The organism is Pseudomonas sp. Q12-87 (genome assembly GCF_001269755.1).
GTDB lineage: Bacteria > Pseudomonadota > Gammaproteobacteria > Pseudomonadales > Pseudomonadaceae > Aquipseudomonas > Aquipseudomonas fluorescens_S.
This window is the reverse complement of record NZ_LHVI01000020.1, coordinates 296,392-320,180: the sequence shown is the minus strand read 5'-3', so window position 1 is coordinate 320,180 and position 23,789 is coordinate 296,392. Positions and strand designations below refer to the sequence as shown.

Here is a 23,789-nt window from a genome sequence, read left to right as displayed (position 1 = left end):
ATCAGCGCGAGTCGGCCAGGCGCAACGCCAACGGCATTAAAAGCGCCCAAAGCGGCGCCAGGACCAGCGCGGTGCCGAGCACGCCAAGGGGCAGCGTAACCCCCGTCAATGGCGCTCCCACGCAGTAGGCCAGCGGGCCGCCGATGAAGCCCGCACACGCACCGCGCCAGACCGGCGTCGCAGCCCAGGCCAGGCTATGGCGCAACCCCGTGGCAAAAACCAGCCAGAGCAAGGCCAGCCAGAGTGGCAGCGGGAGTTGGCTGAATTCGAACAAACCGAGTACACCCAGCCCCCAGTCCAGCAGCATGCCGCCCAGGCCGACGCGCATCACCGCGTGCAGCTCCGCCCGGGGCCCGGGACACAGCATCAGGTGCGCCAGCAGTCCGACGAGCACCGCCAGCAACCACCGCGGATCCTTCGCACCCCATACGCAACCCCACCAGCCCAGTTGCAACCAGAGAGCGTTGATCACCAGGCCGGTGCGGCTCATGCCTGTTCCTGTTGCCCCAGCCACGGCGATTGGCGAGCGCCGGGGCCAGCGAAGAGTAATTGGGCGACGCCAATGGCACGCTCCTGGAAGCCGCCTTCGCAGTAACACAGATAGAATTCCCAGAGGCGCTGGAAGGTTTCGTCGTAGCCCAGCGCCAGCAAAGCCTGGCGGGACTGCCTGAAGTTTTCGTGCCAATGCCGCAGGGTACGGGCGTAATGGGCCCCGAAGTCCTCCAGGTGCAGCAGATTGAGCGGCGTCTGGGTGCTGGCGGTGGTCAACAGTCGGGACAGTGACGGCAGCGCGCCGCCTGGAAAAACATGACGCTGGATGAAATCCACCGAACGTCGAGCCTGGTCGTAGCGTTGGTCGCGGATGGTGATCGATTGCAGCAGCATCAGGCCGTCATCCTTGAGCAGCGCGGCGCAACGACGGAAGTACTGCGGCAGGTAGCGATGACCGACGGCTTCGATCATTTCGATGGACACCAGCTTGTCGTAGCGGCCTTGCAAGTCACGGTAATCCTGGCGCAGCACGCTGATGCGCTGTTGCAGGCCCAGGGCCTCGACACGCCGACAGGTGTGCGCGTATTGCTCGTCCGACAGGGTAGTAGTGGTGACCTTGCATCCATAGTGACTGGCTGCGTAAATCGCCAGGCTGCCCCAGCCGGTGCCGATCTCCAGCAGGTGATCGCCGGGGCGCAGGTCAAGCTTGCGGCAGATGCGTTCGAGCTTGTTGAGCTGGGCGTCTTCCAGGCTTTGCTCGGGACTCTCGAACAGTGCGGCCGAATACATCATGGTGGGGTCGAGCAAGCGTTCGAACAGCGCGTTGCCCAAATCGTAGTGGGCCATGATGTTGCGCCGCGAGCCACGCCGGTTGTTGCGGTTGAGCCAGTGCAACCCGCGCAGCAACGGGCGGCTGATGCGGGCCAGGCCGCTGTCCATGGCGTCGAGTACCGCCAGGTTGGTAACGAACAGGCGCGTGACGGCCGTCAGGTCGTTGCTACGCCAATGGCCCTGGATGTAAGCCTCGCCGGCACCGATGGAACCGTTACCCGCGACCATGCCCCAGACGGCATCGTCGACGATCTCGACGTCGGCCACCAGCGCACTGTCCGGGTCACCGAAGCTCGTCGTGGCTCCGTCCACGGTCAGGCGCAGGTGGCCCTGGCGCAGGCGACGCAACTGGCTGAGCACGGCCTGCTTGAAAAAGCCGCCGCTGAACGGACGCGAGCTCGCAGCCTTGGTTACGCTCAGGATGGGGTCAGACATGGTCGCAGTCCTTATGGGCAGTTTCGCCGACGCTCAGGTTGCCTTGGCTGGCCTGGTGGTCGTGCAGAGGGGTGCGTTTGAAGATCAGGCGCAGGGCCTGCCAGTAAATGGCGCTGACGGTGCGCAGGCTCATCCAGGGAAAGGCCAGGATGTGCCAGCGCAACGACCGCGCATCGAGGGGGTGGCGATCCAGGACCAGCCCGGCCTCGAACACCTTGCGGCCGTCGCGCCAGTTCTCCATGAGTACGCGAACGCTGGAATCCAGGATCAGGAAACGCATGCGGTAATCCATGTCCTGGGGCAGGAACGGCGATACATGGAAAGCCTTGGCCACCCGAAACGCCTGGGGCTCGCCAGGGCGTACCGGTAACACGTAGTGGTAGCGTTCGCGCCATGGGGTATTGCGCACCTCGCAGAGGATCGCCGCCAAGCGCCCACAGGTTTCGTGGCAGAAATAGAAGCTCACGGGGTTGAACGACAGGCCCCAACTGCGCGGTTGGGTCAGCAGGTGGATCGCGCCTTGCGGGGCGACGCCCAAGGCCTCGGCGAGGATCCCGCGCACTGCGTCGGCCAGGGGGACCCCCTGTCGGGTGCGGGCGGGCAGGTAATCGCGCTCGCGCCAGCACAGCGGTGCCAGGGGCCACGGCCGCAGCAGGCGCGACAACCCCAGCACCTGTTCCTGTTCGGCCAGGTCCAGGTACAGCATGCCGATTGGATAACGGAACCCGTGGACCGCCGGGGTATAGCGCCGATGATCGATCCAGCCGCGACACAGGCTACTGTTCATAGGCGCTCACCGAAGTGTTTCGCCACCTGCAGGGCGCTGACCACGCCGTCTTCATGAAAACCGTTGGCCCAGTAGGCGCCGCAGAAATAGCTGTGCTGGTGACCTTGCAACTCATGTTGGCGCGCCTGGGCCGCCACCCCGGCGAGGCTGTATTGCGGGTGCGCGTAATCGAAGCGCGCAAGCACCTTGGCCGGGTCGACCGCATCGCTCTGGTTGAGGCTGACGCAAAAGGTCACAGGGGCGTCCAGGCCCTGGAGAATATTCATGTTGTAGGTCAGGGCGGCCGGCGCATGAGCCGGACCGCCGAGGCGATAATTCCAGCTCGCCCAGGCCCGGCGCCGGCGTGGCAGCAGTCGGGTGTCGGTGTGCAGCAGTACCTCGTTGCTGGCGTAGGCCAGGGCACCGAGCACTTCGCGTTCTTCCGGGCCTGGCGCCTCGAGGAGGGCGAGCGCCTGGTCGCTGTGACAGGCGAACACCACCTTGTCGAAACGCTCGATGCCCGCGGCACTTACCACGCTCACCCCCGCTTCATCGCGGCTCACGCGCTGTACTGCGCAGTTGAGTCGGATGTGCTGGCGAAAGGGCGCGCACAACGGCTCGATGTAGCCGCGGGAACCACCCTCGATTACGCGCCATTGTGGACGCTGGTAGACCGACAGAAGGCCATGGTTGTGGCAGAACCGCACGAAGAATTGCAGCGGGAATTCCAGCATCCTGGCCGGTGACATCGACCAGATCGCCGAGCCCATCGGCACGATGTAATGATCGATGAAACGTTGGCCGTAGCCTTGGGCGTGCAAGTAGTCGCCGAGCCGGGTGGTGCCGTCGATACGCTGGGCTTGCAGGTCGGCCGTCGCCTGCCGGTTGAACCGCAGGATGTCCCGCAGCATGCCCCAGAAGCCCGGCGACAGCAGGTTGCGCCGTCGGGCGAAGAGGCTGCGCAGGGTGTCACCCTTGTATTCCTGGCCGGTGGCTGGGTCATGCACCGAGAAGCTCATTTCGGTGGGGCGCGACGCCACACCCAGTTGATTCAGCAGGCGAATGAAGTTCGGGTAGGTCCAGTCGTTGTAGACGATGAAACCCGTGTCCACGGCGTAGCGCCGGCCCTGCCAGTCAACGTCGACGGTGTGGGTGTGGCCACCGATGCGGTCGTCGGCCTCGAACACGGTAATCGAGTGTCGACGGGCCAGCAGGTGAGCGCAGGTCAGCCCCGAAATGCCGCTGCCGATGATTGCGATGCGCATGTTTCAAGATTCCTGGGAAGGGCGTGCCAGGCGCCGGCCGAGGGCCAGCCGCCAGCGTGGGGGCAACTGTCCAAGCAGGCGCAGGATGAAGGTGAAGCGCCATGGAAAGCTGATGTCCAGCGGTCGCCCCGGCAGGCGCCGGGCGATATGCGCCGCCGCCCGTTCTGCCGACCAGCGCATTGGCATGGGGAAGTCGTTGCGTCGGGTCAACGGCGTATCGACGAAACCGGGGTTTACCAGAGTGACGTCGATGGCCTCGGCGGCCAGGTCGATGCGCAAGGATTCCACCAGGTAGCGCAAGGCAGCCTTGGAGGCGCCATAGGCACCGGCGCGGGGCAGGGCCAGTGAGGTCACGGCGCTGTTCACCACTACAAGATGCGGGCGCTGGCCCCTGCGCAGCAGCGGCAGGGCGTGCTCCAGACAATGGCTGGTGCCCAGCAGGTTGGTGGTGATGACCCTTTCCACCAGTTGAGTATCGAAGTGGCCTGGCTCCAGGTATTCACAGGTGCCGGCATTGAGAATCACCAGGTCGAGGGCACCCCATTGGGTGTCGATCTGCTGGCAGATCGCGGCGACCTGGCCCGGGTCGGTCAGGTCGCCCGGCAGCACCAGCACCTGACCCTGATAGCGGCTGGCCAGGGCCTGCAACGGTGACGCTTGACGCGCACTCACGGCCAGATGGTGCCCTTGTTTCAGCAGCACGCTGGCCAGTTCCGCTCCGATGCCGCTGCTGGCACCGGTCAGCCAGACGCGGCTCACGCCAGCCTCCGCTTGAGCCAGCGGATCGTCGGCCCGAACAGCGGCAGGTGCTCGTAGAGCAGGGCGCCCGCGTCGAAGAAATCCTGATGGTGATACACCCGGTCAGTCCAGCGCAGATGGCTGCAACCTTGCAAGGCGATGGGGTTACCGCCCGCGAGGCGCGGATGGCTGAAATTTAACGTCCAGCGCAGATAGCCCTCGCCGGTACGGACTTCATCGAAGGCATGGAAGTCGTAGCGCACGTCCCTGACGTTGGCATACAGCTGCGCAAAATAATCACGCAGCGCCGGTAGGCCTTCGATGTGGTGCAAGGGGTCGTGGAACTGTACGTCGACGCTGTAGAGCTCATCGAGACCGGCCAGGCGACTGGCGTCCAGCTCGGCGAAAGCGTGGGCAAAACGCTGGAGGTAGGCGGACATGCGAGGCTCCGAATTGTTGTACAGAAGATTTGCTCTGTACAAGTTTCAGAAGCCTACTGCACGCGTTGTACGTTTTAAAGTTTTTTGTACAAGATTTTGTAAATTTGTACAATTTTGAGCGGCGTGATGGGTGGACGGACCCGTTCAGCCCTCACGCCGCTGCGATTATCGAGCGTCCTGGGTTTCGGCCAAGGTTGGATAATCCGTGTAGCCACGCTCATCGCCCTGGTAGAACGTCGCTGCATCAGGCGCATTCAGCGCCTTGCCGAGCTTGAAGCGCTCCACCAGGTCCGGGTTGGCCAGGAACGGCGTACCGAACGCCACGAAGTCGGCTTCGCCGCGACTGATGGCCGTGGCGGCCCGGTCGGCGCTGTAGCCACCGTTGGCGATGTACGGCCCGCCGAAGCGGCGCTTGAGTTCCAGGAAATCGAAAGCGCCTTCGCCCAGCTCGACGATATGCAGATAGGCCAGGCCGTAGCGGCTGAGCATCCTGCTTGCGTAGTCGAAGGTCGCCTGAGGGGCGCTATCGCTCATCGAGAAGTAACTGAAGATCGGCGACAGGCGAACACCGACGCGGCTGGCGCCAAAAACTTCGATGACCGACTCGACGACTTCCTTGAGAAAGCGTGCGCGGTTTTCGATCGAGCCGCCGTAGGCGTCGGTCCGCTGGTTGGTGCCGTCGCGCAGGAACTGGTCGATCAGGTAACCATTGGCGCCATGGATTTCCACGCCGTCGAACCCGGCCTGCTTCGCGTTGGCGGCAGCCTGGCGGAAATCGTCGACCACGCCCGGGATTTCATCGAGGGTCAGCGCTCGTGGCAGCTCGTAGGGCTTGAGGCCTTCGGGGGTGTAGATTTCGCCGTCGGCCTTGATCGCAGAAGGGGCTACGGGCTGGGCGCCATTGGCCTGCACCAACGGATGGGAAAGCCGGCCCACATGCCACAGTTGCAGGAAGATCTGCCCGCCCTCGGCGTGAACGGCGTCGGTCACCTGCTTCCAACCGGCGATTTGTTCGCTGGTGAAGATTCCCGGTGTCCTCAGGTATCCCTTGCCCTGGGCCGAAACCTGGGAGCCTTCGCTGATGATCAGGCCGGCGCTGGCCCGCTGGCTGTAATACTCGGCCATGAGGGGCGTGGCGACGTCACCGACGCCTGCGCGGCTGCGCGTCATCGGCGCCATGATCATGCGATTTTTCAGGGACAGTTTGCCGACTTGGGCGCGGGACAGCAGGAGATCGAGACCGATGTTGCTCATGATTCACCTCAAAGAGATCAGATAGGGATGGAGTCGAGGGGCGGCTACGCCAGCCGGCCCTCTTGTTGCAAAAGGGCGCCGATGCGCTGGATTTCGTTTTCGCCTGTTTCCAGCGCCGCTTGGCTGGTGTGCACCGAGTAATAGCCCAGCACCAGGTCGTGGGGATGCTTGACCGCCGAGCCGAGCACGAACGAGGTAGGGCCCTGGGCAACGATGTCGATGGTCCCGGCGGATTCCTCGAATACCACCATTTCTCCGGCATCGACGTTGCCGCCGGCGTCGAGGCGACCGTCGCTGACCGCCAGCCAGGCCACGGTGTGTCCGGCCGGTGGGGTGTAGCGCCAGCGTTCCTGGTCCTTGAGCGGCACGGCCAGGTAGTTCATGCCCGCAGGGGATACAACGCTGCTCCGAGTCGCGCCGTGTTGGCCGAGCAAGACCCGCGCCGGACCCTCCTGGGGAATGCCCGGTGGCGCCAGGTAGACGCTGTGGGCCGCGGCGTTTTCCAGGGCGGGGGGCAGCGCGACCCATAGCTGGAAGCCTTTGATCGGCAAGCCGTCAACTGGCCGGCCGTCGTGCCACACACCCTTGCCGGCCTGCATCCACTCCATGCCGCCGCTGGGCAACACGCCCGATTGGCCCGTGGTGTCTTCGTAGGTCACCTGACCTTCGATCAGGTAGGTCAGCGTCGCGATCCCTGAATGCGGGTGCATGCCAAAGCCTTTTTGCATGGCGTTGCCATCGGACGCGACGAGGTCGAGAAACACGAAGGGCTTGCACACTTGCCCCAGATCACCGGGGCTTATCAGTCGGGTGATGGGCCCATGACTGCGTCCACGGGTGCGATAGGCAATGGCGCGTGATGGTGTGATGGCGATACTGTTCATGGTGTTCCTCGAATGCTTGGGCGTCGGGCCTCGATGGGATGAAGGATATGGGGCTATCAATCGCTTGATTAGTCGATAGAATCGGATTGAACTCATCCAGAAAACGAAGCAATGGCACCTTTATGCTCGATTTGAACGACGTCGCGCTGTTTGTCCAGGTCGTGCGCAGCGGCAGCTTTGCCGAGGCGGCCAGGCGCCTGGGCATGCCTTCCAATACCGTGAGCCGGCGCGTCCAGCAGCTCGAAGCTCAGTTGGGAAAACGGCTGCTGCAACGCTCCACCCGCAAGCTCACGCTGACCCAGGTGGGGCAGGGGTTTTTTGAGCGCTGTGTGGATGCGGTGGATGGCTTGGCCGAGGCGGGCCAGGAGTTGATGAAGGGCAGCGATGAGCCCAGCGGCCTGGTGCGCATTGCCGCGATGGCGGACTTCTTCGACTTTTTCCCGATGCAATGGGTCGCCGATTTTCTCGCCGCGCATCCTCGGGTGCAGCTTGATTTCGTGCTCAGCGACGCCCATGTCGATTTGATCGCCGACCGCATTGACGTTGCCTTTCGCGGTGGCGCGCTGCTGGACTCTGGGTACGTCGGTCGCCAGCTCATCAGTAATGAAGGCGATGGGATGGTCGCCAGCCCCGGCTACATTGCCAGGCATGGTATGCCCACTTCGCTGCAGGCGCTGACGCACCACCACAGCGTGAGCTTCGCCCATCCCAGCGGCTTGAGCCACTGGCGGCTGGTCGGCCCGGACGGCGCCGAGCACGAGGTGCAGGTACCCACCCGTTTCAACGCCAATACCGCCCAGGCGCTGCGCAAGGCCGCTGTGACAGGCCTGGGCATTGCGGTGCTGCCGTCGGCGGTGATCAGCGTGGACCTGGACGCCGGAAGGCTGGTGCGGGTACTGCCGCAATATCAGCGCAGCGGCTTTGGCCTGAATGTGCTTTATCCGAGCCGCCGGCAATTGCCGCTGGCGGTCTCGGCGTTCATTGCCCTGGTGATGGACAAGCTTGAGCGCAAGGCGTTTCCGGCGCGGTTTGAGTAGGCCTGTCGGCATACCCCCAGCTTCTGCATGTTCCGCGAACCTGTGGCGAGGGGATTTATCCCCGATGGGGCGCGAAGCGGCCCTGAACAGGTTGAACGCAATCTGCAATGCCATGCCATTGCGTCGCCACCCCAGCGCCGCCCCGTTAAACCTCGTAACCCTGCGCCAGCCGCCTGACCCACAGCGGGCAAGCATCCAGTTTTTTCCTTCCCAGCAACGATAAAAACCCTCGTTTCGCAAACCCCCGCCTGCCAACACAATCGCCTCGACACCTGCCACCGATAGTCGTCGACGCAGAACAACAATCTGAACCCGAGGCGGCGCCATGCCGACCTGAACCGAACCTACTGCCGGAAGTGCCCAGACATGCCTTTTGAAACCATTCACATCGATACGCTGGTCATCGGTGCCGGCCAGGCCGGCGTGGCCATGAGCGAGCACTTGAGCCGGCAAGGCGTGCCGCATCTCGTCGTTGAGCGCGACCGCATTGCCGAGGCCTGGCGCACGGCGCGCTGGGATTCGCTGGTCGCCAACGGCCCGGCCTGGCATGACCGCTTTCCCGGGCTGGAATTCGAGGGGCTCGATCCCGATGCGTTCGCTTCGAAGGATCAGGTGGCTGATTACTTCGAGGCCTACGCCAGGAAATTCCACGCGCCGATCCGTACCGGTGTGGACGTCAGGAAAGTCGAGCGCAACGTCGGTCGTCCGGGCTTTACCGTTGAAACGTCCGAAGGCCTGATCGAGGCGTTGCATGTGGTTGTCGCCACCGGCCCGTTCCAGCGACCGGTGATTCCGCCTATTGCGCGGGACCTGTCGGCAGTCGTACAGATTCACTCCGCCCAGTATCGCAACCCGCAGCAATTGCCCGAAGGCGCTGTGCTGGTGGTGGGGGCCGGGTCGTCGGGGGTGCAGATTGCCGATGAGCTGCAGCGCGCCGGCAAGCAGGTCTACCTCTCGGTGGGAGCCCATGATCGTCCGCCACGGGCCTATCGCAATCGTGATTTCTGCTGGTGGCTGGGTGTGCTGGGCGAATGGGACGCCGAAGCTGTCAAGCCCGGCAAAGAGCACGTGACCATTGCGGTGAGCGGTGCCCGTGGCGGTCATACCGTGGATTTTCGCAGGCTGGCCCAAGAAGGCATCACCCTGGTCGGCTTGACCCAATCGTCCGACGGCAGCGTCGTGGCTTTTGAGCCGAACCTGGCGGAAAACATTGCTCGCGGCGACGAAAACTACAGGGCGCTGCTGGATGCCGCCGATGCCTACATTGCCCGTAACGGGCTGGACCTGCCGCTCGAACCCCAAGCGCGCGATCTACTGCCTGACCCGCACTGCCTGACCCACCCAATCCTGGAACTGGATCTGGTTGCCGCCGGCGTGACCAGCGTTGTCTGGGCCACTGGCTATTCGGTGGATTACAGCTGGCTGAAAGTCGACGCGCTCAACGCCAACGGCAAACCCCGCCACCAGCGGGGTGTTTCCAGCGAGCCGGGTTTGTACTTCGTTGGTTTGCCCTGGCTGTCGCGTCGGGGCTCGGCGTTCATCTGGGGCGTGTGGCATGACGCCCGCCATATTGCCGACCACATCGTGAAGCAGCGCACTTATCTGGCCTATCGGGACGCTACCCAACGCCAGGCCGAACGCCTCCAGGCGCCAGCATTCGATAACGATTCGCACCGTTCGAAAACCAGCCTCACGGGAGCCCGCTGATGCCTACTCATACGCGTATCCGCATGTTCAATACCAAAGACACCTACCCGAACCAGACACTGGACAACGACCTGTGCCAGGCCGTGCGGGCCGGCAATACCGTTTATGTGCGCGGCCAGGTTGGCACGGATTTCGATGGCCAGTTGGTGGGCCTCGGCGACCCGCGCGCCCAGGCCGAACAGGCCATGCGCAACGTCAAGCAATTGCTCGAAGAGGCCGGCAGCGACCTGAGCCACATCGTCAAGACCACCACGTACCTGATCGATCCGCGCTACCGCGAACCGGTGTATCAGGAAGTCGGCAAATGGCTCAAGGGCGTGTTCCCGATTTCCACCGGGCTGGTGGTCAGCGCGCTCGGCCAGCCGCAGTGGCTGATGGAAATCGACGTGATCGCGGTGATCCCCGAATAAGGAGTCGAACATGACCTTTTCCATTGTCGGACGCTGCGCCGAAACCGGCCAGTTGGGCATCGCTATCAGCTCTTCAAGCATCGCCGTCGGCGCCCGTTGCCCCTGGTTGCGCGCGGGGGTGGGGGCGGTGTCGAGCCAGAACATCACGTTGCCTGCCCTCGGCCCGCAGATCCTCGACGAGCTGGCGGCCGGCCGGGTGGCGCAAGAGGCCTTGGACCGCGCCCTGGCCCGAAATGGCTATAGCCAGTACCGCCAGGTGGCGGTGGTCGACGCCCACGGCAACGCGGCGATTTTCAGTGGCGCCCATGCCCTGGGAACCCACAACGCGCTGGCCGGTGCACAGTGCGTGGCGGCCGGCAATCTGTTGGCAAACGTGGGAGTGATCGAGGCCATGGTCGCGGCCTTCGAACGCAGCGAAGGCTGTCTCGCTTCGCGCCTGATGAGCGCGTTGCAGGCCGGGCAAGCGGCGGGTGGCGAAGCCGGAGCGGTGCACTCGGCGGCGCTGTCGGTGGTGGATGACCTGACCTGGCCCATCGTTGACTTGCGGGTGGACTGGGCGCAGGAAAACCCCATTGGTGAACTGGAAAAACTCTGGCTGGCCTATCAGCCACAGCTGCAGGATTACCTGACCCGTGCCCTCGACCCGACAGCGGCTCCCAGCTATGGGGTGCCGGGCGATGAATGAGCTGCGCAGCCGGGCAATGCTCGCCCATCTGGTGGGCTTCGCCACGGTCAGTCGCGATTCGAACCTGGCGCTGATCGAGTTCGTCCGCGATTACCTGCAAGGGCTCGGTGTGGCGTGCGAGTTGATCTACAACACGGAGCGGACCAAGGCCAACCTGCTGGCAAGCATCGGCCCGGCGGTGCCCGGCGGCGTGGTGTTGTCCGGGCACACTGACGTAGTGCCGGTGGATGGACAAGCCTGGACGGCGGATCCGTTTTGCCTGAGTGAGGTGGACGGCAAGTTGTTCGGGCGCGGTACGGCGGACATGAAAGGCTACCTGGCGTCGGTGCTCGCCGCTGTGCCGACGTTCCTTGCCAGTCCGCTACGGCGACCGGTGCACTTGGCATTTTCTTATGACGAGGAGGTCGGTTGCCTGGGCGTGCGCAGCCTGCTGAAGGTCCTGCCTCAACGCATCCCCCAGCCGGCGTTGTGCCTGATCGGCGAACCCACCCAACTCCAACCGGTGCTGGGCCACAAGGGCAAGTTGGCGATGCGTTGTCACGTCAAAGGGGCGGCTTGCCACTCGGCCTATGCCCCTTATGGCGTGAACGCCATCGAGCAAGCCGCGCGGCTGATCGGCCGGTTGGGCGAGATCAGTGCAGAGCTGGCCGACCCTTCGTTGCACGACCCACGTTTCGATCCGGCGTATTCGACGGTGCAGGTCGGGGTGATCCAGGGCGGGACGGCGTTGAACATCGTCCCGGCCGATTGCCGTTTCGATTTTGAGGTGCGCGCCTTGCCGGATTTCGCCCCACAACGGGTGGCCGAGCAATTGCAGGATTTCGCCGAACGAACGCTGCTGCCCCGGATGCGCGCGGTGAGCGTCGGCACTGCGATCCGTTTTGAGCCGCTGTCTGCCTACCCGGGCCTGGCAACCTCGCCCGACAGCGGCGCCGCGCAACTGATTGCCCGTCTGTGCGGCAGCGATGCTTTCGGCACCGTCGCCTTTGGCACCGAGGGCGGCCTGTTTCATCAGGCCGGCGTCCCGACGGTGGTCTGTGGTCCGGGCAGCATGGACCAAGGGCACAAGCCCGATGAATACGTAAGCGTTGAACAGATGGCCGCCTGCGACCGCTTGATGGATCGATTGGCGAGCTACCTCTGTGAACCCGATGATTTTCGACCGCAAGGTGCCTGAGGAGGACGAACCCATGAATGGAACATCCAGGCGGTCAGCCATGCCGGCATCAACGAATGGGCCGAAAAGAGCCTCACTGCTGTAGACCACACCGCCCGTGCTTACGGTCACCTTTGATCCCGTCACCGGCTCGTGCGGGCGAGTCGGTATTTTCGAGGAATCGCTTCATGTCCAGATCCTTGCGTTGCAACATTGCGTGTGCCCTGGCGTTGTTGAGTACCGGCATCATGGCCGCGCCCCAAAGCTTGACCGTGATTTCCTTTGGTGGTGCCACCAAGCAGGCCCAGGACAAGGCCTACTTCCAACCCTTCAACGCCAGCGGTGCGGGAAACATCGTCGCCGGCGAATACAACGGCGAGTTGTCGAAGATCAAGGCGATGGTCACGGCCGGCCACACCAGTTGGGATGTGGTCGAAGTGGAAAGCCCGGAGCTGCTGCGCGGCTGTGAAGAAGGCCTGTTCGAGAAACTCGACCTGGCGCGCATGGGCGATCCGGCGAATTATGTGCCGGGGGCGCTCAATGAATGCGGAGTCGCCACCTACGTCTGGTCGATGGTCCTGGCCTACGACCAGAGCAAGCTCGCCAAGGCGCCCACCTCCTGGGCGGATTTCTGGAACGTTGCCCAATACCCGGGCAAGCGCGGCTTGCGCAAAGGCGCCAAATACACCTTGGAAATTGCCCTGCTGGCCGATGGGGTCAAGGCACAGGACTTGTACAAAGTGCTGAACACGCCGGAAGGTGTGGCCCGGGCGTTTGCCAAGCTGGACCAGATCAAGCCGAACATCCAGTGGTGGGAGGCCGGCGCGCAACCGGCGCAATGGTTGGTGGCCGGCGACGTGGCCATGAGCGCTGCCTATAACGGGCGCATTGCTTCGGCGCAAAAGGAAGGCATGAAGCTGAGCATCGTCTGGCCGCAGAGCCTGTACGACCCAGAATACTGGGCGGTGGTCAAAGGCACGCCGAACAAGGCCTTGGCTGAGCAGTTCATTGCCTTTGCCAGCCAGCCGCAGACGCAGAAGGTGTTCTCGGAAAACATCCCTTACGGGCCGGTGCATCGCCAGACGCTGGCCTTGTTGCCGACGGCCGTACAGGCCCAACTACCGACCGCCGAGGCCAACCTGGCCGAAGCCCAGGCAGTGGACGCCGAGTTCTGGGTCGACCATGGCGAGGAGCTGGAGCAACGCTTCAATGCCTGGGCGGCTCGCTAGGCATCACACCCGGTGGCGAGGGAGCTTGCTCCCGCTGGGCTGCGCAGCAGCCCTCTGGTCCTGGCACCCCGGTATGTCAGGCAGATCGCGAATGACCTGCTTGGGGTCGCTTCGCAACCCAGCGGGAGCAAGCTCCCTCGCCACGGGGATCGGTGTGTTGGCGGAATTCACGGATTGGCATCAAGACGGGGCGGACACTAGATCCGTCAGGGCCGGCGGGTCAGAAAAGCCGAGCAAAACCCCCCGGTGTGGCGAGGGAGCTTGCTCCCGCTGGGCGGCGCAGCAGCCCTTGGTCCTGGCACCTCGGTATGTCAGGCAGATTGCGAATGACCTGCTTGGGGTCGCTTCGCAACCCAGCGGGAGCAAGCTCCCTCGCCACGGGGATCGGTGTGTTGGCGGAATTCACGGATTGGCATCAAGACGGGGCGGACACTAGATCCGTCAGGGCCGGCGAGTCAGAAAAACCGAGCACAACCCCCGGTGTGGCGAGGGAGCTTGCTCCCGCTGGGCGGCGCAGCAGCCCTCTGGTCCTGGCACCCCGGTATGTCAGACAGATCGCGAATGACCTGCTTGGGGTCGCTTCGCAACCCAGCGGGAGCAAGCTCCCTCGCCACGGGGATCGGTGTTTCAGGGCAGCCATTGTCGGAACTGTTCCTTGCAGTAATCGACGAACAACTGCGCCGGTTTGGTCAGGTGTGCGCGTTTGAGCCAGCCGGCCACCAGTGCCGAGCCGGTCACGTCCTCGGTGATGTTGACGCAGACTACCTGCTGCCCGTCGTAGGTGCAGGTGGAGTGCGGTCGGGTCACCAGAACGGCGAAGCCGAACGCCTGGCCCACCATACCGCGCACCATTTCGATGGACGGCGAGCTGAAGACGATGTTGGGTGACAGACCCAGCTCTTCGAAGATGCTCACGAAATAGGTTCGGCTGGGCTGCACGTCCAGCAGGATCATCGGCTCCAGGGCCAGGTCGCGCAGTGACACCTGGGCCTGGCCTGCGAAGCGATGCCCCGCCGGCAACAACGCGTAGGGCCGCTGCGGAGCTGTCAACGCTTCGGTCTCGATGGTGCTGTCCAGGTCGTGCTCATAAAAGATCGCCAAGTCGAAGCGGCCCCCCGTCAAGCCTTGCACCAGTTCCTGTTGTTCGCCGTCCTGCACGCGAATTTCCACCCCCGGGAAGCGCTGGCGGAAACCGGCGATCAGGCGCGGCAGGTAGAGCGGGGCGACCGTTTCGAAACAGCCGATGTCGATCTGTCCGCTGACCACGTCGTTATCGGCCAGCGCGTTCTGTTCGAACTCCCGGGCCATGCGCAACAGCTCTTGGGCCTTGCGATAGAAACGCGCGCCGCCGGGGGTCAGGGACACGCCCTGGGCGTGATGACGGATGAGCAATTGCACACCGAAACTGTCCTCCAATCCCTTGACCGCCGTGGCGATCGACGGTTGGGCGATGTACAGCTTGCGGGACGCTTCTGCGACACTGCCACATTCGACGGTGGTGACGAAGTACTTCAGCTGACGCAAGGAATAGGACGCCACGGCACACCTCGATCCGGATGAATCTGCCTACCTTACCTTGTGCTCCAGCTACAAGGGGCGAGCATTGATACGGATTTTGCTGGGCAATGACAATATTCGGACTGGCTTGGGCTGCGTTAAAAAAACGCCTGCCCAAATATCATTGGCAGGCGTCCGGGAAAGGCCGGCTCAGAAAGGAGAACTGGCCGGGGTAGGGATGAGGGCTCAGGCCACCGGAATCGACGGGTCGGCCGCGGCCAGGGCTGCCGCGCGATCGGCGGCGGGCGGGTAGATCCATACGGTGTTGATCTGGGTCTTGAGGTCCTTGGCTTCCTGTCCGACCAGTTTGAGCTGGCGGTCCCAGCCTTCGGTATACACGGCGCCCCAGGCACCCAGGTCCAGGCACGTCACGTATTTGGGTTGGCTGTAGGGCATCGGCGCCACGCCCAGCAGGTCGGCGGCGACGTTGTTGCCGGCATAGCGTCCCAGGGCAATGGCGTGTTGGCAGGACATTGCTGCGTAGTTGCCGAGTGTGTCGGTGGCGGCATAGGCCACGTCACCGGCGGCAAAGATGTGATTCTGGCCCAACACTTTCAAATGGCTGTCGACGTGCAGGCGGCCCTGGTGGTCACGGGTGCCCGGTACATGTTGGGTCAACGGACTGGCCCGGAAACCTACGGTCCAGATCACGGTATTGGATTCGATGCGTTGGCCGTTCGACAGGGTGACGCCGCCAGCGTCCACCGATTCGACCGAGACATTGAGGACCCACTCGATCCCCAGGTGATCGGACGCTTCGATGATGGAGGGGCTGATCCCTTCGCCCAGCGCCGCGCCGATCGTCGGCCCGCGATCCACTACGATGACGCGGATTTTTGCGTCGTCGCCCAGGACAGCGCGCAGGCGTGCGGGCATTTCGGTGGCGGTTTCGATACCGGTGAAGCCGCCGCCAGCCACCACCACGGTGTTGCGGGCCGGGGTGTCCGGCAGGTTCACGAGGGACTTGATGTGGGCTTCGAGACGGCTGGCCGCTTCGATCTGGTCGACATCGAAGGCATGCTCGATCATGCCCTCCAAGTCAGGGCGTGCCAGCTGGCTGCCCGCCGCGAGTACCAGGCGGTCATAGTCCAGTTTGCCCTGGTTGCCGAACACATCGATGTAGCCGACCTGTTTGGCAACGGCGTCGATGCTGCTCGCCGAGCCTTGGACGAATTCCACGCCCACCGCGTCGAACAGGCCCTCCAGCGGGGCCATCATCGTATGAACGTCCGGTTCGTAGAAACGTGGGCGGATGCGCAGTTCCGCCTGGGGTGCCAGGACGGTGACCTGCACGTCATTACGATCATGCTGGTCCAGCAGGCGGACCGCGCTCAGTGCGCTCCAGAGCCCGCCGAAACCTGCGCCGACAACCAGAATATGCTGTTTCATGATGTGCTCCCGAAGACAAAATCGATACGTTGAATGGTTTGATTGTTTCAGCGTGACCGTGTCGCGAAATACCCAAAAGTGCGTGGCGCCAATGATTAACATCAAGCGTATTCAGCTTCGGTTCGCTGCATTGACATCGTATTTGTCGGGCGCGGATTCAACACTTCTACATAAGGTCATCGGGGGTATGCCTGGGTAGGGTGCGATCCATACCAAAGTATGAAAAACCGCCCGCGGCGATGGAAATCAGGTTTGGCGGCCGAGTACCGATTCGATGCAAGCGATCAGCGCAGCACAGTCGAAGGGCTTCGGGAAAAACGCCACTGGCTCGGGCGTGGTTGCGCTGGCTCGGGGCGGTGCGCCGGGGTAGCCAGTGATGAAAATGATCGGGACATCAATGCCCTGGGTCGCCAGTTGATCGTGCATCTGGATGCCCGTCATGCCCGGCATTTGAATGTCCGATATCAGGCAGGCCGTACTTCCCGGCTGGAAGGCAGACAAGAAGTCAAAAGCGTTGGCGTATGTTTTGACGGAATAACCGTGGGACCGTAGCAAGCCATCCAAGGCAATTCGAACCGACTCATCATCATCAATCACAGAAATAATTGCGGTGTTGGACATGTTGATACCTGGGGTTGATATCAGGTGGCCATAAAGGCCACCGCTATCACTGCAAGATACGCCGTCCAACGGTCTCGCCTACTATACGTGGGTATGAACCTTTACTGCCCGGGGCCGAGCTCCAATGCCTGAGCCATGCGGACCAGGTCGGCAAATGAACGTGCAGACATTTTACGCATGGCCTGGCCGCGGTGAATCTTCACGGTGATTTCACTCAAGCCGATCTGCGCGGCGATCTGTTTGTTCATCAAGCCCGACACGGCCAACGCCATCACCTGTTGCTCCCGAGGTGTCAGCGTGGCGTAGAGGCCGAGCAGTTGCTGATGGTTGCGTTCGGATTCGCGCCGCAGCCGGTCTCGCTGATGGGCCGTAGCCACGGCATCGATCAGGTCCTGCTCGCGAAAAGGTTTGGCCAGGAAATCCACCGCCCCAGCCTTCATCGCCCGAACCGTCATGGCGATGTCGCCATGCCCGGTCATGAACACGATGGGCAGGTGGACGCTGGCCAACAGCAGTTGCCGCTGCAAGTCCAGGCCGCTGGTGCCTTGCAGTCGCACATCCAGCACCAGGCAACTGGGCAGGTCGGGCCTGGGGTGTTGCATGAACGCGGCAACCGAGCCGAACAACTCGACCTGCCAGCCCACGGAGCGCAGCAGGCTACCGAGGGATTCGCGCAGGGGCTCATCGTCGTCGACGATATAGACGACCGGGTCGTTGCTGATGGCCGCGCAGTTGGCGTGATGTGAGTTCATGGGAGGCTCCGGGGCAAATCTGCGCAGGCGAGCAACGGCAGTGCGAACCTGAACGAGGTGCCTTGGCCGACCTCGCTGCTGGCCCAGATCCTGCCGCCGTGAAAATCGATGATGGACCGGCAGATGGAAAGGCCCATGCCCAGGCCTTTCTCCCGGGTGGTGAAAAACGCATTGAACAGTGAGGGAAGGATTTCAGGCTCGATACCCGTGCCCTGGTCGGCCACTTCGAGCATGGCCTCGTTGTCTTCCAACCAGGTGCGGATGTGCAACGCTCGGTCGCGAACCTTTACCCCTTCCATCGCGTGGCAGGCATTGATGATCAGGTTGATGATGACTTGCTGCAGTTGCACCCGGTCGGCGCTGATTTGTGCGTCGGCGGTTGCCAGGTCCACATTCGCCTTGACCTTGTGATGGGCCAGTTGCTGCTGAACCAGGCACAGCGTCTCGTTGACGATGTCGTCCAGTTGTTCGGGCCGGCGCAACGGATCGCACTTGCGCGACAGCGCCCTGATGCGGCTGATGACTTCGCTGGCGCGACAGGCATTGGCGACGATCCGGTCGAGGTTATCAAGGGCTTCCTTGTGATCGGGAACCGGGCGTGCAAGCCACCGTCGGCAGGCTTCGCCGCTGCTGGTGATGGCCGTCAACGGCTGGTTGACTTCGTGGGCAATGGAGGCGGCCATTTCCCCCAGCGAGGTCAGGCGGGTGACGTGGGCCAGTTGGGTCTGGGCCTGGAACAAAGCTTCTTCGGCTTCTTTGCTGGCGGTGATGTCCATGACCGCGCCGAGGTACTGGAAATGGCCGTGCTGGACGAGCAATGGGCTGGCGATCATGTGGATGTGCTTGATGCGCCCGTCAGGCATCAGCAGGCGCAGCTTGGCTTCGATCTGTGGATCGCGGCGGGCCGCCTGCTGGAAAATCCCTCGGACCCGTTCGAGGTCTTCGGGGTGCGTGCGCTCCAGCATCATCGAAACCGTCGGTACCTTGCTCTGCGGGTACTCGAAGATCCGTGCCGATTCCTGGGACCAGGACATTTCCTGCCGATCGCCGCGAAAGCCCAGGCTGCCGGTCTGGCTCAGGCGCTGGGCGCCGATCAGGTAGGCTTCGTTATGGCGCAGGTTGTCCGAAGCCTGTTTGCTGCGCAACGCCAGGAAGGCAATGGCCGACAGTGCTGTCAGGCAGCGAAAGAAACCGGTGGTCGATTCCCAGCGGTGATAGCCGCCGTTATACGCAAACATGGCCGTGAGCAAAAACATGCTGATCAGCGCGACAGCGATGACCAGGTTGATCGAGAACAGATTGGCGGCCATCAACAGCAAGGTGACGTACAGCAGGGTCGGGGCCAGGTCCGAATGGGTTTCGGAGTTGATCACGAAAATCCCGCAGGCCACCACCAGTCCTACCGCCCAGCCCAGGACATTGACCAGCGGGTTGGTGCTGATCCCCATCGCGGGCCGGGGTCCCATCTGGCTTGGGCTGTACCGAAGGCTCTCATAGACGCTTTTGAACATCGCGGTGGGTAGGGGCACGCTGGTAGACCTTCTGTTTTACTCGGTCTCGCTCTGGAAGGCCGGGAGACAGAGCATCGCTTCGTATCTTAGAAGCGCCCCTTTGCGCCAGGTAGGACATAAAACCCTGAAATCGCGCCACGCCCCGACTGACGCGGCCCGGCAGCAAGGGATGCATACCGAAGTATCAAAGAGGCTGCCCAAAAGGGTGAGTCACCCGTCCCGATGTACGACAGACACTGGCCCGGCTGCCTAATAACCTTTCTACACCGTTTCGCCGCCGTGCCTTGATGAAGGCGCAGGCGATGATCTTGTCCACTCCTGACTCAACGGCCTGGTGCCTGGGGCGACGACTATGATGAACAGAAATGACCTGCGTCGTGCTGACATCAATCTGCTGGTTGTCTTCGAAACCATGATGCACGAGCAAAATGTCACGCGCGTCAGCGAAAAGCTGTTCCTGGGGCAGCCAACGATCAGCAGCGCCCTGGCGCGCTTGCGGTTGATGTTCGATGACCCATTGTTCATTCGCTCGGGGCGGCTGATGGAGCCGACCTCGCGAGCCCAAGAGATCTTTTGCAACCTGTCCCCGGCGCTAGATGGCATCGCCGCGGCCTTGAGTCGCTGCCAGGCGTTCGATCCGGGGACCAGCGAGGCAACGTTCCATATCGGGCTGTCCGATGATGTCGAATACGCGTTGCTGCCGGACCTGCTGCGCCGCCTGCGGGTCGAGGCGCCTGGCACCCGGCTGGTGGTGCGCCGGGCCGATCAGTGGCAACTGCCGCAGTTGTTGATCAACGGGGAAATTTCCTTGGGCATCAGCCACACCCTGGAATTGCCGGCCAATGCCCGGCGCAAGGCGCTGCGCCCGATTCGCCCGATGCTGCTGCGGGCCGATTCGCAACCCGGCGAGCTGACCTTGGAGGAGTTCTGCTGCCGGCCCCATGCGGTGGTGTCGTCCATGGGCAATGTCATCGACGATTCGGACCGCGCCCTGTGCCTGATGGGCCACGAGCGCCGGGTGGTGCTGACGGTACCGCACTTCAGCGCATTGCCCGTATTGCTGGCCGGCAGCGACATGATCGCCATCGTGCCGGATTACGTCGCCAGGGCGATGGCGGTGGCGACGGGGCTGCGTGCACAAGCGGCGCCCATTGAATTACCTGAGCACGCGCTGTCCATGGTCTGGCGTGGCGTCTCGCACAATGATCCGGGGGAGCGCTGGCTGCGCTCCCGTTGCAGCGCGCTGCTGGCCGAGCAGGCCGATTCGCAGGCGCCGCCCAGGAAAGTCGCCTGACAGCAGCGGCAGCCGATAGGCGACGAACCTTAGCGGGAAAACCGATTGCGATAGTCACGCGGAGAAATCGCCAAATGGCGCTGGAAGGTGTGGCGCATGCGTTCCTCGTCGCCGAAACCGCAGGTTCGAGCGATCTGATCGATGTTGCGCTGGGAGTCTTCCAGCAACCGGCGCGCCGCTTCGAGGCGGAACAGCTCGACGGCCTTGGCCGGGGTTCGTCCGGTCTGGCGTTTATAGACACGGGTGAAATTGCGCGGGCTCATCCGGGCTTGTCGGGCCAAGCGTTCGATGGTCAGGTTGTCGTCGCCCAGGTGTTCGGTAATCCAGACGTGCAGCTCGTCGAACCCGGCGCTGTCCTGCATTTGCAGCTGCAACATTTGGCTGAACTGTGCTTGTCCGCCCGGACGCTTGAGGTAAATCACCAATTCACGGGCCACCTGCAGGGCCACATCGCGACCGCAATCGGCTTCGACCAGCGCCAGGGCCATGTCGATGCCGGCGCTGACCCCCGCCGAGGTCCACACGCTGTCTTGCTGGATGAAGATCGCATCCAGATCCACTTCAACCGATGGGAAGCCGCTCTTGAGCATGTCGCACATGGCCCAGTGAGTGGCGGCTCGTCGACCATCCAATAACCCGGCCTGGGCCATCAGGAAAGTGCCGCTGCATACCGAGGCGGTGCGCCGGGCTCTGGCCGAGGCATTTTGCAGCCAAGCCACCAGTTCGACGCAGTCGATCATCGCCTGGCGTATATCCGGTGCGCCGGGCACGATCAGCGTGTCGATGGCCGCACCGTCGAACTGACGCAGGGACCCGGTATCCACCACCAAGCCCTCGGCCGTTTGCATCAGCCCGCCGTCCAGGCTTGCGGTGTGGATCCGATAACCGGGCAAGCCGCGTTCGGTCATGGCTTTGGTCGCTGCCCAAAAAACCGTCTGGGCGCCAGTCAGGTCCAGCAGGCCCATTTGCGGGTACGCCAGGAACACCAGCGTGCGCGGTTGGGTGATCGATTCGGCGGCGACGCCAATGTTGCTGATGAATTCATTCATGGTCGTGTCTTGGTCTGCGTTGGAAGTCGAACGGCCCGGCATTGAAATTTGAGTGCTATTGATATGCCATACAGGTATTTAAATTATTATTTTTATAGCTTTAAAGTCGTGCCCTGGTTTTTTCCACTGACTGTGAGGTTCCATGGCTATGGCTTTCAAGCGTTCTGCGCTCACTGTGTGCTTCGTTTCCCTGGCGGCAGGTTTTTTGCTCGGCCCCACGGCTCGGGCGGAAGGCAAGATCAGCATCGCCCAGCAGTTCGGTATCGGTTACCTGATCCTTGACGTCGTCCGTGACCAGCAGCTCATCGAGAAGCATGGCAAGGCACAGGGCCTGGATATCAAGGTCGATTGGAACAGTATCTCAGGCGCGACGGCCATGAACGAGGCCTTGCTCACCGGTGCCCTGGACGTTGTGTCAGCGGGCGTTCCGCCGATGCTGACGATCTGGGACCGGACCCGTGGCAAGCAGAACGTCAAGGCCATCGCCTCGCTGGGCTCGATGCCCAATTATCTACTCACCAACAACCCGGATGTGAAGACCCTCAAGGATTTTACCGACAAGGACCGCATCGCCGTGCCAGCGGCGGGCGTCGGCTTCCAGTCCCGCACCTTGCAGATCGAAACGGCCAAGGTGTTTGGGAACGATCAATACAAGAAATTCGATGACATTTCGGTCAGCCTGCCGCACCCGGATGCGACGGCGGCGCTGATTGCCGGCAAATCGGAGATCAACGCGCATTTTTCCAGCCCGCCATTCCAGTACCAGGCGCTGCAGAGCCCCAACGTGCACAAGGTGCTCAGCTCCTATGACGTACTGGGCGGGCCGGCGACGTTCAATGTGCTCTACACCACGGAAAAATTCCACGACGAGAACCCCAAGACCTACCAGGCGTTCTACGACGCGCTGGTGGAAGCGCAAAGCATCATCAAGGCCGACAAGCCCGCCGCCGCCCAGACCTACATCCGCGTGGAACAATCGAAGTTGCCGCTGGCGCTGGTGGAAAAGATCGTGACCGACCCCGAGATCGACTTCACCGTGGTGCCGCAACGCACCTACATCTACGCCGAGAAGTTGCATGAATTGGGTGTGCTGAAAAACAAGGCGGACAGCTGGAAGGATTACTTCTTTGAGCAAGCCCATGCCGATGCCGGTAGCTGAGACATCGGGCGGCTAGCCGTTTTCGGCACAATTGAATGACTTGCCCGTGTAGCGGAATGGAACTTGCCTGACTTTTGACCCGTTAACCCTGGAATCATCAAAGGTCGGGTCAATGAACAACGACAACATGCCGCCGCCGATCAATCGGTTCCGCACCGCAGACATCGACGAGCACGCCCGGAACATGGGTGGCTGGCAGGTTAGCTACGACCAGTTGACCCCGGGACGCTTCGAAGGTGAGCTGGTCGAGTTCCGCTCGGACTGGATGCAACTGGTGCGCGACCGCTCTAACCAGGCCCTGACCAAGCAAGGCACGGCATGGGAAGGGGCTATTACCTTCAGCGTGCCGTTGAGTGCGAGCGGACCGGTATTTTGCTGCGGCCATCCGATTATCGAACCCAGCCTGTTGGTTGCCCGAGGCCACAACCTTCCCGAACTGCGCACCCCCCAGCATCTTGACCTGCTTGGTGTCGCTGTCGACGAGCGGGCCCTGGAGCATGTGCTGGAGCGCCAGGGCAGTCGCTTTCGAATTACCGATCTTCCCAGGTGTTACCGCCTGGCCGACTCGTCGCTGCCGGCAGAACTGGCGGCGCTGTTCGATGAGCTCGAAGGGGGCGAACGGGGGCGCGATTCGCTGCTGGGCTACGAGTCGATCCGCCGAGGCCTGCGCGATACGGTGATGTTGCAATTGCTGGAGCTGGTGGCGCCGGATGAGGCGCCGCCGCTCAACCCCACAGCGCGCAAACGCATGGTCGACCGGGCGCGGGAGTATGCCTTGGGCCATGTCGATGAACCGCTGTCGATTCTCGACCTGTGCAATCACATCGGCGCCAGCCGGCGCAAATTGCAGTACTGCTTCCAGGAAACCCTGGGCATCAACCCGGTGGCCTATTTGCGGGCGCTGCGCCTCAATGCCGTGCGCCGGGAATTGCGCCGTGGCGATCAGGCCCATGGCGTACAGGAGGTCGCGGCGCGCTGGGGATTCTGGCATTTGAGCCGATTCTCCAGCGATTATCGGGTCCTGTTTGGCGAGACCCCATCGCAAACCTTGCGCCGCACGCATCTGTGCTGAAAACGGATAACGGCTCACAGGCCGGCTCCCTAGGATGACCCCAACACCACATGGTT

At 62.8% G+C, this 23,789-nt stretch carries 23 protein-coding genes; 9 read left to right on the top strand and 14 right to left on the bottom strand.

Features of this window, described 5'->3' with window-relative positions:
- Window position 1 precedes the first annotated feature (1 nt).
- The 8 genes from AD663_RS15075 to AD663_RS15040 form a co-directional block, all read right to left on the bottom strand.
- Complete coding sequence (locus AD663_RS15075) at window positions 2–490, bottom strand: DUF2878 domain-containing protein (protein ID WP_003182276.1); 489 nt, start codon at window positions 488–490, stop codon at window positions 2–4.
- Window positions 487–1,758 carry a cyclopropane-fatty-acyl-phospholipid synthase family protein gene (locus AD663_RS15070; protein WP_053214035.1) on the bottom strand — a complete coding sequence of 424 codons (1,272 nt, stop codon included), beginning with the start codon at window positions 1,756–1,758 and terminating at the stop codon, window positions 487–489. The genes AD663_RS15075 and AD663_RS15070 overlap by 4 nt, the downstream gene beginning before the upstream one ends.
- A complete protein-coding gene (locus AD663_RS15065; protein ID WP_003182272.1) occupies window positions 1,751–2,545 on the bottom strand; it encodes a DUF1365 domain-containing protein in 795 nt (264 codons plus the stop codon). The genes AD663_RS15070 and AD663_RS15065 overlap by 8 nt, the downstream gene beginning before the upstream one ends.
- Window positions 2,542–3,789 (bottom strand): NAD(P)/FAD-dependent oxidoreductase, encoded by a 1,248-nt coding sequence (locus AD663_RS15060; RefSeq protein WP_003182269.1) that lies wholly within the window; start codon window positions 3,787–3,789, stop codon window positions 2,542–2,544. Before AD663_RS15060 ends, AD663_RS15065 begins: the two co-directional genes overlap by 4 nt.
- Before the next feature lie 3 nt (window positions 3,790–3,792).
- Window positions 3,793–4,548 (bottom strand): SDR family oxidoreductase, encoded by a 756-nt coding sequence (locus AD663_RS15055; protein WP_003182268.1) that lies wholly within the window; start codon window positions 4,546–4,548, stop codon window positions 3,793–3,795.
- Window positions 4,545–4,967, bottom strand: coding sequence for a nuclear transport factor 2 family protein (locus tag AD663_RS15050; protein ID WP_003182266.1), 423 nt, complete (start codon window positions 4,965–4,967; stop codon window positions 4,545–4,547). The genes AD663_RS15055 and AD663_RS15050 overlap by 4 nt, the downstream gene beginning before the upstream one ends.
- A gap of 165 nt (window positions 4,968–5,132) precedes the next feature.
- Entirely contained in the window at window positions 5,133–6,221 is a 1,089-nt protein-coding gene (locus AD663_RS15045) for an alkene reductase (protein WP_003182264.1), read from the bottom strand.
- A gap of 44 nt (window positions 6,222–6,265) precedes the next feature.
- Window positions 6,266–7,105: a pirin family protein gene (locus tag AD663_RS15040; RefSeq protein ID WP_003182263.1), complete on the bottom strand. Its 840-nt coding sequence runs from the start codon at window positions 7,103–7,105 to the stop codon at window positions 6,266–6,268.
- A gap of 122 nt (window positions 7,106–7,227) precedes the next feature.
- Here AD663_RS15040 and AD663_RS15035 point away from each other — a divergent pair, with 122 nt between their 5' ends.
- The 6 genes from AD663_RS15035 (at window position 7,228) to AD663_RS15010 (ending at window position 13,329) form a co-directional block, all read left to right on the top strand.
- Complete coding sequence (locus tag AD663_RS15035) at window positions 7,228–8,142, top strand: LysR family transcriptional regulator (RefSeq protein WP_003182260.1); 915 nt, start codon at window positions 7,228–7,230, stop codon at window positions 8,140–8,142.
- A gap of 366 nt (window positions 8,143–8,508) precedes the next feature.
- Window positions 8,509–9,849: an NAD(P)/FAD-dependent oxidoreductase gene (locus tag AD663_RS15030; RefSeq protein WP_003182258.1), complete on the top strand. Its 1,341-nt coding sequence runs from the start codon at window positions 8,509–8,511 to the stop codon at window positions 9,847–9,849.
- On the top strand, window positions 9,849–10,259 hold the full coding sequence (locus tag AD663_RS15025) for a RidA family protein (RefSeq protein ID WP_003182257.1): 411 nt from the start codon (window positions 9,849–9,851) through the stop codon (window positions 10,257–10,259). Before AD663_RS15030 ends, AD663_RS15025 begins: the two co-directional genes overlap by 1 nt.
- Window positions 10,260–10,269: 10 nt before the next feature.
- The gene (locus tag AD663_RS15020; protein ID WP_003182255.1) at window positions 10,270–10,944 is read left to right on the top strand and encodes a DUF1028 domain-containing protein; all 675 of its coding nucleotides are present in this window, start codon (window positions 10,270–10,272) and stop codon (window positions 10,942–10,944) included.
- The gene (gene argE, locus AD663_RS15015; RefSeq protein ID WP_003182253.1) at window positions 10,937–12,121 is read left to right on the top strand and encodes an acetylornithine deacetylase; all 1,185 of its coding nucleotides are present in this window, start codon (window positions 10,937–10,939) and stop codon (window positions 12,119–12,121) included. Before AD663_RS15020 ends, argE begins: the two co-directional genes overlap by 8 nt.
- Before the next feature lie 227 nt (window positions 12,122–12,348).
- Window positions 12,349–13,329: an ABC transporter substrate-binding protein gene (locus tag AD663_RS15010; protein ID WP_225970877.1), complete on the top strand. Its 981-nt coding sequence runs from the start codon at window positions 12,349–12,351 to the stop codon at window positions 13,327–13,329.
- A gap of 627 nt (window positions 13,330–13,956) precedes the next feature.
- Here AD663_RS15010 and AD663_RS15005 read toward each other — a convergent pair.
- The 5 genes from AD663_RS15005 to AD663_RS14985 form a co-directional block, all read right to left on the bottom strand.
- Window positions 13,957–14,868 (bottom strand): LysR substrate-binding domain-containing protein, encoded by a 912-nt coding sequence (locus AD663_RS15005; protein WP_003182249.1) that lies wholly within the window; start codon window positions 14,866–14,868, stop codon window positions 13,957–13,959.
- Between the two features lie 204 nt (window positions 14,869–15,072).
- Window positions 15,073–16,275 carry an NAD(P)/FAD-dependent oxidoreductase gene (locus tag AD663_RS15000; RefSeq protein ID WP_003182247.1) on the bottom strand — a complete coding sequence of 401 codons (1,203 nt, stop codon included), beginning with the start codon at window positions 16,273–16,275 and terminating at the stop codon, window positions 15,073–15,075.
- A gap of 246 nt (window positions 16,276–16,521) precedes the next feature.
- The gene (locus AD663_RS14995) at window positions 16,522–16,896 is read right to left on the bottom strand and encodes a response regulator transcription factor (protein WP_033046063.1); all 375 of its coding nucleotides are present in this window, start codon (window positions 16,894–16,896) and stop codon (window positions 16,522–16,524) included.
- 101 nt (window positions 16,897–16,997) lie between these two features.
- Window positions 16,998–17,648: a response regulator transcription factor gene (locus tag AD663_RS14990; RefSeq protein WP_003182243.1), complete on the bottom strand. Its 651-nt coding sequence runs from the start codon at window positions 17,646–17,648 to the stop codon at window positions 16,998–17,000.
- A complete protein-coding gene (locus AD663_RS14985) occupies window positions 17,645–19,096 on the bottom strand; it encodes a sensor histidine kinase (RefSeq protein ID WP_053214034.1) in 1,452 nt (483 codons plus the stop codon). The genes AD663_RS14990 and AD663_RS14985 overlap by 4 nt, the downstream gene beginning before the upstream one ends.
- A gap of 415 nt (window positions 19,097–19,511) precedes the next feature.
- Here AD663_RS14985 and AD663_RS14980 point away from each other — a divergent pair, with 415 nt between their 5' ends.
- Complete coding sequence (locus AD663_RS14980; protein ID WP_083455154.1) at window positions 19,512–20,453, top strand: LysR family transcriptional regulator; 942 nt, start codon at window positions 19,512–19,514, stop codon at window positions 20,451–20,453.
- Window positions 20,454–20,482: 29 nt separating this feature from the next.
- Here AD663_RS14980 and AD663_RS14975 read toward each other — a convergent pair whose 3' ends face one another.
- A complete protein-coding gene (locus tag AD663_RS14975; protein ID WP_003182237.1) occupies window positions 20,483–21,502 on the bottom strand; it encodes a GlxA family transcriptional regulator in 1,020 nt (339 codons plus the stop codon).
- A 142-nt stretch (window positions 21,503–21,644) separates the two neighbouring features.
- Here AD663_RS14975 and AD663_RS14970 point away from each other — a divergent pair, with 142 nt between their 5' ends.
- Both AD663_RS14970 and AD663_RS14965 read left to right on the top strand, forming a co-directional pair.
- On the top strand, window positions 21,645–22,661 hold the full coding sequence (locus AD663_RS14970) for an ABC transporter substrate-binding protein (protein ID WP_053214033.1): 1,017 nt from the start codon (window positions 21,645–21,647) through the stop codon (window positions 22,659–22,661).
- Window positions 22,662–22,773: 112 nt separating this feature from the next.
- Window positions 22,774–23,733, top strand: coding sequence for a helix-turn-helix domain-containing protein (locus tag AD663_RS14965; protein WP_053214032.1), 960 nt, complete (start codon window positions 22,774–22,776; stop codon window positions 23,731–23,733).
- Window positions 23,734–23,789 lie beyond the last annotated feature (56 nt).